Annotated in this window: 18 protein-coding genes; 8 read left to right on the top strand and 10 right to left on the bottom strand. The window is 58.4% G+C overall.

Annotation, left to right across the window (positions count from 1 at the left end; genetic code table 11):
* Positions 1–24: 24 nt before the first annotated feature.
* The 4 genes from QZ487_RS03395 to hisN form a co-directional block, all read right to left on the bottom strand.
* A complete protein-coding gene (locus tag QZ487_RS03395; RefSeq protein WP_296023318.1) occupies positions 25–891 on the bottom strand; it encodes an AraC family transcriptional regulator in 867 nt (288 codons plus the stop codon).
* A gap of 140 nt (positions 892–1,031) precedes the next feature.
* Positions 1,032–1,391: a 50S ribosomal protein L20 gene (gene rplT, locus QZ487_RS03390; RefSeq protein ID WP_285976382.1), complete on the bottom strand. Its 360-nt coding sequence runs from the start codon at positions 1,389–1,391 to the stop codon at positions 1,032–1,034.
* Positions 1,392–1,418: 27 nt separating this feature from the next.
* Complete coding sequence (gene rpmI, locus QZ487_RS03385; RefSeq protein WP_160727701.1) at positions 1,419–1,622, bottom strand: 50S ribosomal protein L35; 204 nt, start codon at positions 1,620–1,622, stop codon at positions 1,419–1,421.
* A 212-nt stretch (positions 1,623–1,834) separates the two neighbouring features.
* Positions 1,835–2,617 (bottom strand): histidinol-phosphatase, encoded by a 783-nt coding sequence (hisN, locus tag QZ487_RS03380; RefSeq protein ID WP_296023316.1) that lies wholly within the window; start codon positions 2,615–2,617, stop codon positions 1,835–1,837.
* An 85-nt stretch (positions 2,618–2,702) separates the two neighbouring features.
* Between hisN and QZ487_RS03375 the strand changes: the two genes are divergently transcribed.
* The 3 genes from QZ487_RS03375 (at position 2,703) to QZ487_RS03365 (ending at position 3,691) form a co-directional block, all read left to right on the top strand.
* Positions 2,703–2,957: a hypothetical protein gene (locus QZ487_RS03375; protein ID WP_296023314.1), complete on the top strand. Its 255-nt coding sequence runs from the start codon at positions 2,703–2,705 to the stop codon at positions 2,955–2,957.
* Positions 2,958–3,002: 45 nt separating this feature from the next.
* Entirely contained in the window at positions 3,003–3,173 is a 171-nt protein-coding gene (locus QZ487_RS03370) for a hypothetical protein (RefSeq protein WP_296023313.1), read from the top strand.
* Positions 3,174–3,388: 215 nt separating this feature from the next.
* Positions 3,389–3,691, top strand: coding sequence for a hypothetical protein (locus tag QZ487_RS03365; protein WP_285976378.1), 303 nt, complete (start codon positions 3,389–3,391; stop codon positions 3,689–3,691).
* On the opposite strand, the gene QZ487_RS03360 is transcribed toward QZ487_RS03365, so the two are convergent.
* Together QZ487_RS03360 and glpX are read right to left on the bottom strand one after the other, a co-directional pair.
* A complete protein-coding gene (locus QZ487_RS03360; RefSeq protein ID WP_285976377.1) occupies positions 3,688–4,623 on the bottom strand; it encodes a ribose-phosphate pyrophosphokinase in 936 nt (311 codons plus the stop codon). The genes QZ487_RS03365 and QZ487_RS03360 overlap by 4 nt on opposite strands.
* 98 nt (positions 4,624–4,721) lie before the next feature.
* Entirely contained in the window at positions 4,722–5,717 is a 996-nt protein-coding gene (glpX, locus tag QZ487_RS03355) for a class II fructose-bisphosphatase (RefSeq protein ID WP_296023312.1), read from the bottom strand.
* A 57-nt stretch (positions 5,718–5,774) separates the two neighbouring features.
* On the opposite strand from glpX, the gene QZ487_RS03350 reads away from it, so the two are divergent.
* Positions 5,775–6,185, top strand: a complete 411-nt coding sequence (locus tag QZ487_RS03350; RefSeq protein WP_296023310.1) for a hypothetical protein — start codon at positions 5,775–5,777, stop codon at positions 6,183–6,185.
* Positions 6,186–6,388: 203 nt separating this feature from the next.
* Here the strand turns inward: QZ487_RS03350 and QZ487_RS03345 are convergent, their stop codons facing one another.
* From QZ487_RS03345 to QZ487_RS03335, 3 genes are all read right to left on the bottom strand, one after another.
* Entirely contained in the window at positions 6,389–7,699 is a 1,311-nt protein-coding gene (locus QZ487_RS03345) for a homoserine dehydrogenase (RefSeq protein WP_296023309.1), read from the bottom strand.
* Positions 7,692–8,111 carry a thioesterase family protein gene (locus tag QZ487_RS03340; RefSeq protein WP_296023308.1) on the bottom strand — a complete coding sequence of 140 codons (420 nt, stop codon included), beginning with the start codon at positions 8,109–8,111 and terminating at the stop codon, positions 7,692–7,694. The genes QZ487_RS03345 and QZ487_RS03340 overlap by 8 nt, the downstream gene beginning before the upstream one ends.
* A gap of 97 nt (positions 8,112–8,208) precedes the next feature.
* Positions 8,209–8,982, bottom strand: coding sequence for a hypothetical protein (locus QZ487_RS03335; protein ID WP_296023306.1), 774 nt, complete (start codon positions 8,980–8,982; stop codon positions 8,209–8,211).
* A 423-nt stretch (positions 8,983–9,405) separates the two neighbouring features.
* Between QZ487_RS03335 and QZ487_RS03330 the strand changes: the two genes are divergently transcribed.
* From QZ487_RS03330 to QZ487_RS03315, 4 genes are all read left to right on the top strand, one after another.
* Positions 9,406–10,056: a TonB family protein gene (locus QZ487_RS03330; protein WP_285976371.1), complete on the top strand. Its 651-nt coding sequence runs from the start codon at positions 9,406–9,408 to the stop codon at positions 10,054–10,056.
* Positions 10,057–10,119: 63 nt separating this feature from the next.
* Positions 10,120–10,899: a MotA/TolQ/ExbB proton channel family protein gene (locus QZ487_RS03325; protein ID WP_285976370.1), complete on the top strand. Its 780-nt coding sequence runs from the start codon at positions 10,120–10,122 to the stop codon at positions 10,897–10,899.
* Between the two features lie 76 nt (positions 10,900–10,975).
* On the top strand, positions 10,976–11,506 hold the full coding sequence (locus tag QZ487_RS03320; protein ID WP_285976369.1) for a biopolymer transporter ExbD: 531 nt from the start codon (positions 10,976–10,978) through the stop codon (positions 11,504–11,506).
* Positions 11,507–11,539: 33 nt separating this feature from the next.
* Positions 11,540–11,980 carry a biopolymer transporter ExbD gene (locus QZ487_RS03315; RefSeq protein ID WP_285976368.1) on the top strand — a complete coding sequence of 147 codons (441 nt, stop codon included), beginning with the start codon at positions 11,540–11,542 and terminating at the stop codon, positions 11,978–11,980.
* Between the two features lie 325 nt (positions 11,981–12,305).
* Here QZ487_RS03315 and QZ487_RS03310 read toward each other — a convergent pair whose 3' ends face one another.
* Positions 12,306–14,768: a ligase-associated DNA damage response DEXH box helicase gene (locus tag QZ487_RS03310; protein ID WP_296023304.1), complete on the bottom strand. Its 2,463-nt coding sequence runs from the start codon at positions 14,766–14,768 to the stop codon at positions 12,306–12,308.
* Between the last annotated feature and the right edge of the window lie 23 nt (positions 14,769–14,791).

Here is a 14,791-nt window from a genome sequence, read left to right as displayed (position 1 = left end):
AATGGGCTTCAACGCAAAGCGCAATCAGGCGGGTTTGTCCAATGTTTGCGCCGGCGGACCCCAAATCCGCGCGCGCGCTTCGACAAATGCGGTCAGGATCGGGTGTTCCTTCGAAGCATAGGCGCTGGGTGACATACCCATGAAGGTCTGAAACTCGCGCGTTAATTGTGCCTGATAGTGGTAGTGCTCGTCCATCGCATCCGTCCACTTGCTGCCCTCACGCAGCATGAATGTGGTGAGGCTACGCATAAAGCGCTGACGCCGCATCAGCAGCTTGGGTGCAAAGCCGAAATAGCGGCTGCAAATCCGCTCCAGGCTGCGGGTGCTGAGCCCGGCTTCCTTCGCAAACTCCGACACGCTGCTGAGATTTTCGTCCACCAACGCGCGGTGTACGCGCCTGATTTTCTCGTCATTGCGGGTTGGCTGCATCAATCCACGCATAGTGTCACAGATAGCTTCGAATTGCGCCTGATCGTCTATCTCCGGATCACACAAGATATCCGCCAGCGGCGCAAACTTCGCAAAGGCCGGGTGCCGTTCTCCGTCACATGTTTGGTTCGCAAGGATCTTCGCTTCGACATCGATAAATCTGCACCAGCCAAGCGGCATGAATCCAACGCCCCACAGCCGGGTGGAGCCGATCTCGAAATAGGTGGGCAAGGAACTGGGGCCGCTCGCGGCAAAGCGTGGGCGTTCGACAGATGTCTCGCCTAGTTGCGCCAAGGGCCGAGAACCTGCCATGAAGCGGATGCCAGCCCACTCGGGCTGCAAGTGATCACAGATTGTGCCACCGACTTCGACTGTCAGGTCCAGATGGTAGAAGCTGGTGAAGCACCCGTCGAATTCAGGCGGCGGCGCGAAGAATCGACTTCGCACTTTATATTCGGGCATCTCATGCTAGGGCGAGCGCCCTAGATTCTTTTGCGACCCCACCATGCGTCGCTGTTTGGCGCAAGTGTCGCAAACTTACAAATGGAAAGGCGCCGGAAGTTACCTTCCAGCGCCCTCAAATTAGCTAGCTTATCCGCTGTTTAAGCAGGAAGCGCTGATTTCGCCTGAGCGATCACAGTTTTGAACGCCGCTGCTTCGTTCATAGCGAGATCCGCCATAGCCTTGCGGTCCAGCTCGATGCCAGCCAGCTTAACGCCGTGCATGAACTGCGAATATGTGAGGCCTTCAGCGCGGACAGCCGCGTTGATGCGCTGGATCCACAAAGCGCGGAAGTTACGCTTTTTGATCTTGCGGTCGCGATATGCATATTGGCCAGCCTTTTCGACGGCCTGGCGTGCAATGCGGATGGTGTTCTTGCGACGACCGCGATAGCCCTTGGCTTGATCGAGTAGGCGCTTGTGTTTCTGGCGTGTGGTTACGCCGCGTTTAATGCGAGGCATTTCAAATTCTCCTTAAAACCAGCGCGCTCAATCGAGCCCGTAAGGGGCCCATTTCTTGACTGTCTTCGTGTCGGCTTCCGACAGGACAGACGTGCCGCGGTTCTGGCGGATATACTTCGCATTGTGGCTGATCAGACGGTGGCGCTTACCCGCGACGCCGTGTTTGATCTTGCCAGTGGCGGTGATTTTGAAGCGTTTCTTCACACCGCTTTTGGTCTTCAGCTTGGGCATTTTTATCTCCTAATCAGATATCGTTCGATATCGTTTCCGGGACACGTCCAACCAGCCCTGGCAGCCCTAACGGCCAGACCGGCAGATGATTCACGTGTCAGTGAAGGCGAGCGCAATAGCGATTCTCGCAGGTAATGCAAGGAGAGTCTGGCAGGCAAAGCGCCCACATGAGCGCACGTGATTCTATAGTGGCCAGCGTGCAACCGATTAGGCTACCCGCCGCCCAACGCTTCCAGCACTTCCTCCAGCCGTGCGGGTTCGCCCAGCGCCAGCACTGAACCGTCACTATCGGCATCAAGCGGATTGCCTTGCCAATCGCTCATCTGTCCGCTTGCGCCCTCAACGATGGGAACCAGCGCGGCATAATCATGAAGCTTCAGCCCGCTTTCGATCACGATATCCAAATGCCCCGAGGCGAGCAGGCCGTAATTGTAGCAATCACCGCCATAAACCGGGAACGGGTGTTTAGGATATGCCTTGGCAACGACGCGCAGATAAGCATCGACCTCTTCTTCCGCGAAGGCATGCGGGCTGGTGGTGGCGACACGTGCCCCTTCCAATGACCGGCAGCGGCGCGTTGTTGCAGGCTTGCCATTTAGAGTAGTGCCCTGACCGACCACACCGACCCAGCGTTCGCCAAGGATCGGCTGATCAATAACCCCCAAAACCGGCCAGCCGTCCTGCATCAACGCGATCAGCGTACCGAAGATCGGGCGACCAGCGACAAAGCTTTGCGTGCCGTCAATCGGGTCAAGCACCCATTGCCTGCCTGCACCTTCATTGCGCGTGCCGTATTCTTCGCCAATGATCCCATCATCGGGCAGTTCCGCTTCGATGATCGCGCGCATGGCCGCTTCGGCTGCCCGATCCGCCTCTGTCACGGCAGTGTGATCATCCTTCGTTTCTTCATTCCAATCGCCGCGAAAAAGCGGACGGATCGCTGCGCCAGCCGCATCAGCCAAACGGGCAGCAAGCGCAATATCAGACGACTTCATGACAAACCCTTTAAAACTCGATAGAAGACCGTGCAACCGGGTCGCACATTGGAGTAAAGTCCAAACCGGGGATACCGTTAAAGCAATGACAGCTGATAACAATCGCCGCAGCGATGATACAGCAATGCGTTCACGATTTGGGATGACGGAAGTGGGGGAACCGCTGTCACTAAATCGCGCGCCATGCGACGAGCTGACACCATGGGTGGCGCGGATCTTCGCTGTCGACGTGGATGCGCCCGATGATCATTTGATCGACTGCGGGCTATGCGCGGATACACCGATACTGCGCATGTTATTCCGCGGAAGATGGACCGCAAAAACACGCCATGGTGTGTGAGCCTATGAACGCGCGGCGGCATTCTTTGGCCCACAATCAAGACTGATGCCCTTACGGATTCGCGGTGGCTTTGCGACTTTAGGCGTTGCTCTGAAGCCTGGCGCGGTCAGCATGCTCAAAGGACCTGACGTGGCCGACACGCTGGACCGGATCATCTATTACGATGATATCTTCGGAGATCACACGTGGGGCACCAGCGAACAGTTGATGAAATGAATGTTTCGATCCTGATGGAGCGCCGGAACGGCGGTTGCGCGTGGCGGAAAAGCTGCTGGTACAACTGATCGAAAGGGCCGGTGCCAAAATGCCTGATCCGATCATCGAAGCTTTCGACAAGGCAGCGTTCGCTGATCCCAATCTTAATCTTGCAGATTTCGCCAGCGATCATGCGGTAGAGCGCCGACGGCTCGAGCGGCTAGTGAAGAAGGCCTATGGCCAAACCCCCAAACAAGTTCTGCGGCGCGCGCGCTCTGGACATTGCCGCAAATCTTATCGGCGTGGCAGATTCTTCGGAAGCGGAAGAGATTGCGCTGCGTTACTTTGACCAATCGCACTTCATCCGTGACTTCACGTCATTCTTTGGCGTGACGCCGCATAAATTCCGTGCGCAACCACGCCCGCTCCTGACCATAACTCTGGAGCAACGCCAAGCCCGCCGGCTAGAAGAGCTCAAGCGGTTGAGACCCGGTGAACACCGGCCCTGGCTGGCCGATCTGGAGCAAAATCCGGCTTAGTCGAACAACGAGCTGACGGAGCTTTCGTCAGCGATCCGGCGCACAGCCTCACCAATCAGCGGCGCGATTGTCAGCACGCGAATGCGATCGGATGCCTCTGCCGCTTCGGTTGGGCGGATTGTGTCCGTGATGACCAGTTCTTTGAGCGCAGAGCCGTTGACGCGCGCAACAGCTCCGCCCGACAGCACGCCATGCGTGATATAGGCAGCCACGCTGTTTGCGCCCTGATCGAGCAAGGCCTGTGCCGCATTGCACAGCGTGCCGCCCGAATCCACGATGTCATCGATCAAAACGCAGTGGCGCCCCTTCACATCACCGATGATGTTCATGACCTCACTTTCGCCGGGACGGTCGCGGCGTTTGTCAACGATCGCGAGCGGGGCGTTGTCGAGCCGCTTGGCCAGCGCGCGCGCGCGCACCACACCGCCAACATCGGGGCTGACCACCATTAGATCCTGGTCGCCATAGCGTGCCTGGATATCGGCCGCCATGGTCGGCGCGGCATAAAGATTGTCTGTTGGAATATCGAAAAAGCCCTGGATCTGCCCGGCGTGAAGGTCCACCGCCAGCACGCGGTCTGCGCCGGCTTCGGTGATCAGATTGGCAACAAGCTTGGCAGAGATTGGCGTTCGCGGGCCGGGCTTCCGGTCCTGACGGGCATAGCCGAAATAGGGGATTACAGCGGTGATCCGGCGTGCCGATGCACGACGCAGGGCATCGATCCCGATCAGCAATTCCATCAGATTGTCATTGGCTGGAAAGCTGGTCGACTGAACGATAAACACATCTTCGCCGCGCACATTCTCGTTGATTTCGATGAAGACCTCTTCATCGGCAAAGCGGCGAACACTCGCGTCTGTAAGCGGCAATTCCAGATAGGCGGCGATCGCCCGGGCAAGCGGCAAGTTCGAATTGCCGGACATAATCTTCATGAGTAGCGAATCCCCGAAAGCAGCTGATTTCTCCGGCCTAGCGGAGAGTCATAGAAACGCAACAGAGTGAAGTGATGGGTTTTACCCAGCGCTGGTGTTTACTTAATCCGATGTTCGCCTTTGATCCAGCGTACAGTGCCAGAGCTGGCGCGCATCACTACGCTATGCGTTGTCATCAATCCGCCGCGCTTGCGTTTCACGCCTTCGAGAAGCGAGCCTGAGGTCACACCGGTCGCGGCGAAAATACAGTCGCCTTTAGCCAGATCTTCCAGCTTGTAGATCCGGTCCAAATCTTCAATGCCCCATTTGCGGGCGCGGGCCTTTTCATCTTCATTGCGGAACACCAGTCGGCCATTGAATTGCCCACCGACACAGCGCAGTGCAGCGGCTGCGAGAACACCTTCAGGCGCGCCGCCTTGCCCCATATACATATCGATTGTGGTGTCTTCGTCCGTTACTGCAATCACGCCAGCAACATCGCCATCACCGATCAACACTACCCCGCAACCGATGCCGCGCAATTCCGCAATCAGGTCTGCATGGCGCGGCCGATCCAGCACGCACACGATAATCTCACGAGGTTCGACCCCTTTGGCAGCCGCTACAGACTGCACATTTTCGGTCGCTGATTTGGCGAGATCGATCACATCTGGCGGATAGCCAGGGCCAACCGCGATTTTATCCATATAGGTGTCAGGTGCGTTCAGCAGATTGCCTTCTTCAGCCGCGGCGAGCACGGCCAGCGCATTGGGGCCTGCCTTGGCTGTGATGGTTGTGCCTTCCAGCGGATCAAGCGCGATATCGATCTTCGGCCCCTTGCCCGGCGCGCCGCCCACTTTCTCTCCAATATAGAGCATGGGTGCTTCGTCACGCTCCCCTTCACCAATCACCACCGTGCCATCCATATAAAGCGTATCGAACGCCCGCCGCATCGCTTCGACCGCCGCAGCGTCGGCCGCTTTCTCGTCCCCGCGCCCAATCAATTGCGATGCCGCGACGGCCGCAGCCTCGGTTACGCGCACCATCTCCAGAACCAGAACGCGGTCGAGCGCGTTTCCGTCAGAGGATTTTTGAGCAAGGAGGTCGGTGTTCATGTGAAATTCAGTCCCTCGAGTGTGTTGGTGAATTGCCCTAAACAGAAGGAGCGGCGCTTGTCGAGCAGACCCGTATGGTGGACCGGGAAAAGCGCCCCATTGCTGCTAGTTTGGGCCTATGTAACTCCGGCAGTCGCACAAGAAGTTGCGCCTGAATACACGCCTCCGCCTCCCCCCCTTCGCCAGCCAATGGATATCGAACCGATCGAGCGGACAGACACGGTCGACCTGCTGGTCGAAATGCCTGACGGCCCGGCAGATCAGCGCCGTATAGAGCAATGCGAGGAGGAACAGGATGCCTCGACAATCTCGCGCACTATCGTGGTTTGCCGCGAGATCGTGGAAGACAATTCCAACTACTACAGCGGTAGCCGTGAGGATGCGCGTGATCGCTATGCTCGGCAAACGCAATACGCTGACCCCCATTCCTACGCCCGATGTTGCGGGCGAAGGCATCACTGGGCCTAAAGCGCTAATGGGGGCAGGTGTGACAATTACTGGCTGCATCATCCCTCCATGCCCTCCACCGCCGGCTCTGATCATTGATATAGAGGCCTTGCCAGAGGCGCCGGCAGGATCAGACGCGGACAGAATTGCGCGTGGGCTACCGCCGATTGGCAATGACACCGGCGACCGGATCCCGACCGAGCTTGAGTCGAAACGCGACGAAACTAGTCCGGCAGAATCGGAAGAACCAGCGGGGGGGCAGTAAGGCTGTCCGACCCTTCCAACAGGTCAATCGCGCCGCGCACGCAGCGTTCCGGCCCTTCATGGGTGACCATGGCGACCAGCACATCACCGCCGCCATCATCCGCCCTACCTTTCTGGATCAGGCTTTCAATCGAAACACCCGCGTCGCGCATCGCTGCAGTAATTCCTGCCAGCACGCCGGGGCGGTCTGTTACGGTAAACCGCAAATATGTACGCTCGGTCCGTTCGCCAGATTCGGCGGGCAGCATTGGCGACAGGTTGGCGACGGGAATGGAGAACGGCGCGCCCACTTCATCACGCGCGATATCGATTACATCCGCGACCACGGCGCTGGCTGTCGGGCCTTCGCCTGCGCCGGCACCTTGAAACAACAGGCGGCCGGAAAAATTGCCTTCCGCGACAACCGCGTTTGTCGGCCCGTCAACACCGCTAAGAGGGTGCGCTTTCGAGACCAGACAAGGCCGCACGCGCTGCAACAGGCGATCCCCACCTGGCGTGTGTTCGACATCGGCCTGCGCAATCAAGCGAATCACAAAGCCAAGAGTGTCAGCCTGCGCAATATCTGCCGCGCCAACGCGGGTGATGCCTGTCACGCGCACAGCATCAAAATCCAGCTCTGCGCCAAAACCGATCGCCGCCAGAATCGCCAGCTTGTGCGCGGCATCTACCCCTTCGATGTCGAAGGTCGGGTCTGCCTCTGCATAGCCCTTGTCTTGTGCCTCAGCCAGAACATCGGCGAAGTCCGCGCCGGTGTCTTCCATCGTCGACAGGATGTAATTGCAGGTGCCGTTGAGAATTCCGTAAATGCTGGTGAGCTGGTTGGCCGATGTGCCTTCCCGCAACCCCTTGATCACCGGAATTCCGCCTGCGACCGCCGCCTCGAATTTCAGCGCGACGTCTTTTGCCTCTGCACTGGTTGCCAGCGACAGCCCGTGGTGCGCGATCATCGCTTTGTTGGCGGTAATCACTGCCTTGCCATTGGCGAGCGCGGCTTTGGCCAGTTCCAAGGCAGGTCCATCGGACCCGCCAATCAGCTCCACCACAACATCCACGTCGTCGCGCGTTGCAAGAGCCACGGGATCATCTACCCACGCAAAGGGTGACAGATCCACGCCGCGATCCTTGGTCCGGCTTTGCGCGCTGACAGCGGTTACTTTCAACTGCGTGCCCGCGCGGGCGGTCAAAAGGTCCCGATTGGTTTCCAGAAGGCGAATTACGCCAACACCAACCGTGCCCAGCCCGGCCAGGCCGATGCGTAATGTATCAGCCATCCACGCTCTCCTGAACCGGGTGGCCAAAGGAGCGGCGAACTGTATCTGGAATACGCAGCGGTTTGCCGCTGGCCAGATCAACCATCACCGCAACCAGCCGGATTTCCGCGCGCAGTGAACCGTCCTTTGCACCGTGCAGAGTGATTAACTGTTCCATGCTGGAATTGCCGATCTTCGGCACAGTCATGCGCCCTTCGATCAATTCATCCACTCGCATTGGTGCAAGATAATCCACTTCGGCGCGGCGTACATGGAATTCCAGCTCATCTGGCATGCCGCGAGTGCGCGCATCACGAAAGTACTCTGTCACCAGAATGTCTGCATATTCTAGGTAACGCGAATTGAAGACCACCGATTGCGGATCAACCTCGGCATAGCGCACGCGAAAAATGTGTTTGAAAGTTTGGCTCATCACTTTCAGCCCCTAGCGCGAGGTGCCGCCCATAGGGAAGAGGGTTCGCGATCACTTTGTCTTGGCAGTGGATTAGGCCAGCTTTGCCATGCTCGCCCTAACTGCGGGTGCAAGGCCCCAGAGCGCCCATCATCAGCTGATAGTCGCGTTCTGCCTGCGTTCGGGCGGCGCTGTCATTCGATAGATTGGCTTCAGCGGGTAGCCGCGCGGGCAAGGCGCAGGCAAGACGGTACCATTCGAGCGATTCGGGCTCGGGCGGCCGCGCGGACTGGTCGATGATTTCTCCCCAGGACACACCCCAGGTTGGCGGCCGGCCCGGGCGACGCAGGATCGCAACAGAGACCGGCGCGCCATTCTCCGTTTCCAGGAATATTTGCGTCTCCGATTCGCCCGTCAGATTTCCGGGCACGGACAAGGCATCGCGCACCCCGACTATCACCGGAGGCGAATCGGGTGCGGCCAGATCAGTCAAAACCGGGCGCAGGCGCGCTTCAAATTCTGGAGAATAGAATTGCTGCGCCGAATCGCCGGACAATTGCAGCTCGGACGGGCGGCCCGGCACACTGCGCGCGAAAAGAAGCACCTCTTGCTTCTTTAGATTGGGCACCTTGCCACGCGAATCGAGCGGTACATCGACCAGATAGCGCAAACTCTCTCCCAACGGTGCCGAACCGGACAAGAGCGCCATAGTCTCGGCCTCTACATAAAGTCGCGCGAATCCGAGCGCGACATCAGGCGCGCGCTCTGGCTCGAGCGCGATTGCGCGGCGAATCTTGGCCCGCACTACCAGCTCGGCGTTGTCCGCCAGATCGACAAATTCCGCATAGGTCGGAAGAGCAGAAGCACCCTGTTCTTGAGCGGAAATGGGCACCGCCACCAGAGCGGAAGCGCTAGCGACCAAGAGAGTCAAGTTTTTGATTTGTAGCATAATTTCAGTCTCAAGTCAGATTGCTTCGAGCAATGTGGGAATATTCGAATGCTCACAACAGCACCCTTGCAAACATTCTATAGATAGCAGACAATTACGTGTGAATCGGCAATTAACCGATAAAGCGTTTGCGCGGCACAAGCTTGGCCGTTAAAGCGAAAAGCTAAGGACTTGGCTAAGTTGGGGAGTTGTTAAGCTTTGTTCCTTTGCAGGCTCCCTTGCGGGACTACCTGCAAACTTCCGGGTCGCCGGCGCGCAGCCCGGTCAGGGAGAAAATTGGAGTTTTCGCTTCGCAAACAAATTTGGTTTGCGGGGCAAAAATTGTCGAGCCCAACCTCGGCAAAGTGAATGGAGAGAAGCGACTGGATGGCCTACGCTGACCAACAAACGAGCGGTAACCGAATCACGGCAATAGTAATTGTTGCCCTGATCCATGTTTTCGTCGGTTACCTTTTCATTAGTGGTTTGGCAGTTTCAGCGGTGAAGAATGTGGTCGAACGAGTGACCACCATCGACATCGAGGAACCGCCACCGCCTGAGCCGGAGGATGAACCGCCTCCGCCTGAACCTCAAGAAACGGCACCACCTCCGCCTGTGGCTCCGCCACCGCCGATCAATATCGCACCGGCGCCGCCGCCAATCCGGACCCAGCCGACGATTCCGCCGCCTGCTCCGCCGGCATTGGTCATACCGCCACCGGCACCGCCCGCGCCGCCTTCACAGGCTCGCGGAGCAACCACCCGCGGTGAAGGGCGTTGGGCTGCCCGCATCCAGGAAAACTATCCCTCGCGCGCTTTGCGAGAGGAAGTGGAAGGTACGGTTGGCGTAAGCGTGGTCGTCAGTCCGGAGGGGCGAGTCGCATCCTGTCGTGTGTCGCGGTCTAGCGGCTCTAGCGTACTCGACGATGCGGCGTGTCGCGGAATGGAGCGTTATGCGCGCTTTAACCCCGCACTTGACGCAGCCGGCAATCCGACGACCGGATCGTACAACACCAGCATTGTTTATCGACTGAACTAAGGGTCGGGCAGAACAGAGAGAGCCCGCGCCCTCCGGGGACAATTATTAAAAGGACTATTCGCTATGATTATCAACCTTCTAGCAGCGGCAGACGCAGCTGACGTCAAAAACAGCTTCGGTTTCATGGAAGCAATGGAACAGGGTGGCCCTGTTGCCTGGTTCATCCTTGCCATCATGATCATCATGAGCGTTGGCTCATTCTACATCCTCATCACAAAGTTGCTTGAGCAGAGCAAAGTGATGAAGCAGTACAAGCGCGACGTGCAGGGCAAGTTCTGGCAAGCCGGCTCGATCAAGGATGGCGCAACCAAGCTTGAGAAGAACAGCGCATGGCGCCAGGTCGCCGACGATGCTCTTCGTGCAGAAGACGAGCACGGCAAGATGACCGACAAGCTTGAAGCACATGACTGGATGCACGGTTCGCTGCAGCGTTCAGAAGACGCCATCAACGCAAAGCTGGCTGGCGGCCTTCCGTTCCTCGCAACGGTTGGCGCGACTGCACCGTTCGTCGGCCTGCTCGGTACGGTTATCGGTATCTACCGCGCGCTGATCAACATCGGTATCGCGGGTTCGGCATCGATCGACAAAGTTGCTGGACCGGTTGGTGAAGCGCTGATCATGACCGCCATCGGTCTGTTCGTGGCTGTGCCTGCGGTGTTCGCATACAACTGGCTCCAGAGCCGTAACCGCCGCATCGCTGAAGCGCTCTCAAGCTTCTCGACCGACATACTGGCTAACATCAGCTCGAATGGTGCGGTTCGCCCTGCGGTCAAGGCTCCGGCACGTGCTGCTGCGAAACCAGCAACAACTGCTGGTGGCGCACAGACTGCACCGAAGGCCTAATCGCCTGATGTTAGGCGGGGGCCGCTGGCTCCCGCCGACAACAACCCTTGGCGAAAATTACGAATAGGAATTAGCAATGGCTATTTCGATGAGCGGTGGGGCAGAGACCCCGATGTCAGACATCAACACCACGCCATTGGTGGACGTGATGCTGGTGCTTCTGATCATCTTCCTCATCGCGGTTCCGGTGGCTATCCAGACTATCGAGAAGCTCGAGATTCCGGTTCTGGAATCGATCGAATCGAAGGATAAGGTCGAGAACCTGCTGCTGACTGTGAGCACAACCGATGCAGGCGGCCGAAGCGCAGGCGAACCGGGCTTTGAAGGCGCATCGCGCAACGGAAAATGTCGGGTGTATTTCAACAACATCACACCGGTGAGTTCGGAAGAACTTTACGACATGGCATTTGCTCGCCTTGACGCGATTGTGACAGCTGCTGGCGGCCCCGAAGCGATCATGAAAGATCCAGAGCGTATCCCGCAGGTTCACATCCGTGGTGACGTGAACGCACCATGGCGTTGTGTCGCAGGCGCGATCTACAACGTGCAGGCCTCGGGCTATCCAACGGTTGGCTTCATCTCGAACCCGATTCCTCCGGGCATCTGATCCGCCGAAACAAGAATTTAGGAGTACGCACCTATGGCAATGTCAGGCGGTAAAGACGATGGATCGCCAATGATGGAAATGAACATGACGCCGTTGATCGACGTCTTGCTCGTTCTTCTCATCATGTTCATCATCACCATTCCGGTGGCTACACACTCGGTCGATATCGACCTTCCGCAGCCGAGCCCGAATGACAATCCACCACCGATTGATCCGATCAAGAACAAGCTGGTTCTCACACAGACCAACGAGATCTTGTGGAATGCACAGCCGATCACCATGAGCGAGCTGGCAACCAATCTTCAGCAATCGCTGACGATCGATCCGGAACCCGAACTGCAGTTCGAGCCCGAAGCGCTTGCAAGCTATGAGCTTTCAGCGCGCGTTTTGAACGTCATCAAAGCCTCGGGCGTGACGAAGTTCGGCTTCGTCGGCAATGAGAAGTATCGCAGTTTCGCTGGCGGCCAACAGTAAACGTCAGCTACAACCAAACACTATCAAGGGGCGGAGCAATCCGCCCCTTTTTTGTTGGCTCAAGACGATGTTGACACCTGATGCCAGTCTGCGTCTAAACTAGGGCAGCATGCGTTCCACCAAATTTGTTCTCGGTCAAAGATAACGCGTTCTCATTCACTCATAGTTGATCCACTTAACGAGACGGATCGTGAAATCGATCTCACTGCACCTTGACGCAGAGCAAGCACGGGTGGAGCCTAGAATGTCGATCTTCATTGAAGACGGCAATATCGTTCTGGTACGCGAAAAGGCCGCATAGACCGGGCCCGATCAAGCCTATCAGCTATTCACCTCGATCGGCATCCAATCGCATAGCTTCTCCCGCCAGCGTTTCCACCTCCAGCAAAAGTTCCTCGTCGATCGCGCCTTGAGGCACGGCTTCGCGGCCGATCATCGTCATTACCGGGACTGCGAGCGGGCTCACTCGCTCCAATTCGACATGGCGCAATTCGCGCTCTGACCGTTCGAGCAGATCGCCCAGACGCCCGACATCGGTCATCCGCTCGCGCGCATCGGCCCACGCGGCTTCCAGCAGCAGATGGTCAGGCTCATACTTGCGCAGCACGTCATAGATCAGGTCGGTCGAGAAGGTGACTTGTTTACCGGTCTTGCGTTTTCCGGGATGCTGGCGCTCAACCAGCCCACTGATCACCGCGACCTCGCGAAAGGCGCGGCGCAGCAGATGCGATTCCTGAATCCATTCAACAAATTCATGCTCGAGGATGTCGGGCGACAATAGCGGTGCTGGATCGGCAACTGGCTTAAGGCCCCACACCGCCAGCGAATAATCGTTCGCGACGAAGCCGCCCGGTTGCAACCCGCGATCCTCCATCCTCCGCGTGATGAGCATGCCGAGGCTCTGGTTCGCGTTCCAGCCCTCGAAGGTGTAATAGACGCTGTAGTGCTTCTTGTGATGCGGGAAGCTTTCAACCAAAAGCATGCCCGGCCCGGGCATCTCGCTGCGCCAGTCCTGCACTTCCAGCCATTCGCGCACGTCATCTGGGAACCGCGCCCAGCCCGCGCGGTCGACCAGCATTTCCCGCACGCGCGCCGACAAATGCGTGGTTAGCGGCATACGCGCCCCGCCATAGCTCGGGATCGTCGCGCTTCTTTTCGCCGCGCGCACGATCACGTCCATATCCTTGAGCTGTTCGACCTCCAGGCTGAGGCCAGCGAAGAAAAAAGTGTCACCGGGAGATAGCTTGGCGGCAAAGCGTTCCTCCACGCGGCCTAGATTGCGCCCGTTCTTGAACCGCACGGTCAGCATCTCGCTGTCGATAATGATGCCCGCATTCATGCGATGGCGCTGCGCATGCTCGGGATGGGTCAGCCGCCAGACGCCTGTTTCGTCGCGCACGATCCGCTTGAACTTGTCATAAGCGCGCAAGGCGTAGCCGCCATTCTCGACAAAGCCGAGTACGCGCTGCCAATCTTCCGGTGTGACCCAGCTGTATGCGAGCGTAGAGCGCACTTCGCCAAGCAGCGCATCCTCTTGGAAAGCCCCCGCACAGGCACATGCCATCACATGCTGCGCCAACACGTCGAGCCCGCCGGGCCGGAACTCCTCACCATCGCGTTGACCCGCATCAACCGCATCTTTCGCTGCGGTTGCTTCGAGGAATTCGAAGCGGTTGCCCGGCACCAGGATCGCACGGCTGGGCATGTCCAAGCGGTGATTGGCGCGGCCGATCCGCTGCAACAGTCGCGAGGAACCCTTGGGCGCGCCCATCTGAACTACGCAGTCGATATCCCCCCAGTCGATACCCAAATCGAGACTGGCAGTGCACACCAGCGCGCGCAGCTCGCCGCGCGCCATCGCGCCTTCGACCTTGCGCCGCGCTTCGACCGAAAGACTGCCATGATGGATGCCGATCGGCAGATTGTCTTCGTTCACATCCCACAACAACTGGAAGATGAATTCGGCCAGAAAGCGCGTATTGGTGAAGACGAGAGTTGTCTTGTTGCGCCCAATCTCCTCCATGAGCTGAGGAATCGCCCAGCGCCCGGCATGCCCGCCCCACGGCACGCGCTCTTCGAACGGCAAGAGGATATCGACCTCGGGTTCGGCGCCCTGTTCGCCTTCGACCAGCTGGATGGAGTCAACATCGCCCCACGGAGCGAGCCACCCGCAAATCCCAGCAGGGTCAGCGACTGTCGCGGACAACGCAACCCGTTGCATATCGGGTGCAATAGCCTGCAACCGGCTTAGCGAGAGCACGAGCAGATCGCCGCGCTTGCCGGTCGCAAATGCGTGGACCTCGTCCACCACTACACGCTTCAATCCTTCGAACATCTCGAAACTATCGGGATAGGACAGCAAGAGCGAGAGGCTTTCGGGCGTGGTCAGCAGTACGTGCGGCGGCTTCACTCGCTGGCGTTTCTTTCGATCAGACGGTGTATCGCCGCTGCGCGTCTCGACCCGGATCGGCAGCCCGATTTCTTCAATTGGTGTCAGCAAATTGCGCTGGACATCATGCGCCAGCGCCTTGAGCGGAGAGACATAGAGTGTGTGCAGGCCTTGATGCGGCGCGCTGTCCGCAAACCGGGAGGGCGCAAAATCCGCCAGTGTTGGCAGAAACCCTGCCAGCGTCTTGCCTGCACCGGTATCCGCCACCAGCAGCGCGTGCTTGCCCGCATCCGAAGCTGCGAGCATTTCCGCCTGATGCCGCCGCACGCACCAACCGCGCCCGGTGAACCAGACTGTGATCTCAGGCGGAACCTGAATGGGCGGATCGCTTGCGGACATTATCTGCCCACTATGGCGCGGAT

Source organism: uncultured Altererythrobacter sp. (genome assembly GCF_913057185.1).
GTDB classification, from domain to species: domain Bacteria; phylum Pseudomonadota; class Alphaproteobacteria; order Sphingomonadales; family Sphingomonadaceae; genus Erythrobacter; species Erythrobacter rubellus.
Note: the sequence above shows the minus strand (reverse complement) of the source record. Positions and strands in the feature narration are given on the sequence as shown.

Excerpts from the sequence above, each read along its gene's own strand:
- QZ487_RS03325 (WP_285976370.1), top strand. The coding sequence starts at position 10,120 with ATGATTATCAACCTTCTAGCAGCGGCAGACGCAGCTGACGTCAAAAAC.
- glpX (WP_296023312.1), bottom strand. The coding sequence starts at position 5,717 with ATGAACACCGACCTCCTTGCTCAAAAATCCTCTGACGGAAACGCGCTC.
- QZ487_RS03330 (WP_285976371.1), top strand. The coding sequence starts at position 9,406 with ATGGCCTACGCTGACCAACAAACGAGCGGTAACCGAATCACGGCAATA.
- QZ487_RS03340 (WP_296023308.1), bottom strand. The coding sequence starts at position 8,111 with ATGAGCCAAACTTTCAAACACATTTTTCGCGTGCGCTATGCCGAGGTT.
- QZ487_RS03375 (WP_296023314.1), top strand. The coding sequence starts at position 2,703 with ATGACAGCTGATAACAATCGCCGCAGCGATGATACAGCAATGCGTTCA.
- hisN (WP_296023316.1), bottom strand. The coding sequence starts at position 2,617 with ATGAAGTCGTCTGATATTGCGCTTGCTGCCCGTTTGGCTGATGCGGCT.
- rpmI (WP_160727701.1), bottom strand. The coding sequence starts at position 1,622 with ATGCCCAAGCTGAAGACCAAAAGCGGTGTGAAGAAACGCTTCAAAATC.
- QZ487_RS03310 (WP_296023304.1), bottom strand. The coding sequence starts at position 14,768 with ATGTCCGCAAGCGATCCGCCCATTCAGGTTCCGCCTGAGATCACAGTC.
- QZ487_RS03345 (WP_296023309.1), bottom strand. The coding sequence starts at position 7,699 with ATGGCTGATACATTACGCATCGGCCTGGCCGGGCTGGGCACGGTTGGT.
- QZ487_RS03395 (WP_296023318.1), bottom strand. The coding sequence starts at position 891 with ATGCCCGAATATAAAGTGCGAAGTCGATTCTTCGCGCCGCCGCCTGAA.
- QZ487_RS03320 (WP_285976369.1), top strand. The coding sequence starts at position 10,976 with ATGGCTATTTCGATGAGCGGTGGGGCAGAGACCCCGATGTCAGACATC.
- QZ487_RS03315 (WP_285976368.1), top strand. The coding sequence starts at position 11,540 with ATGGCAATGTCAGGCGGTAAAGACGATGGATCGCCAATGATGGAAATG.
- QZ487_RS03370 (WP_296023313.1), top strand. The coding sequence starts at position 3,003 with ATGCCCTTACGGATTCGCGGTGGCTTTGCGACTTTAGGCGTTGCTCTG.
- QZ487_RS03365 (WP_285976378.1), top strand. The coding sequence starts at position 3,389 with ATGGCCAAACCCCCAAACAAGTTCTGCGGCGCGCGCGCTCTGGACATT.
- rplT (WP_285976382.1), bottom strand. The coding sequence starts at position 1,391 with ATGCCTCGCATTAAACGCGGCGTAACCACACGCCAGAAACACAAGCGC.
- QZ487_RS03360 (WP_285976377.1), bottom strand. The coding sequence starts at position 4,623 with ATGAAGATTATGTCCGGCAATTCGAACTTGCCGCTTGCCCGGGCGATC.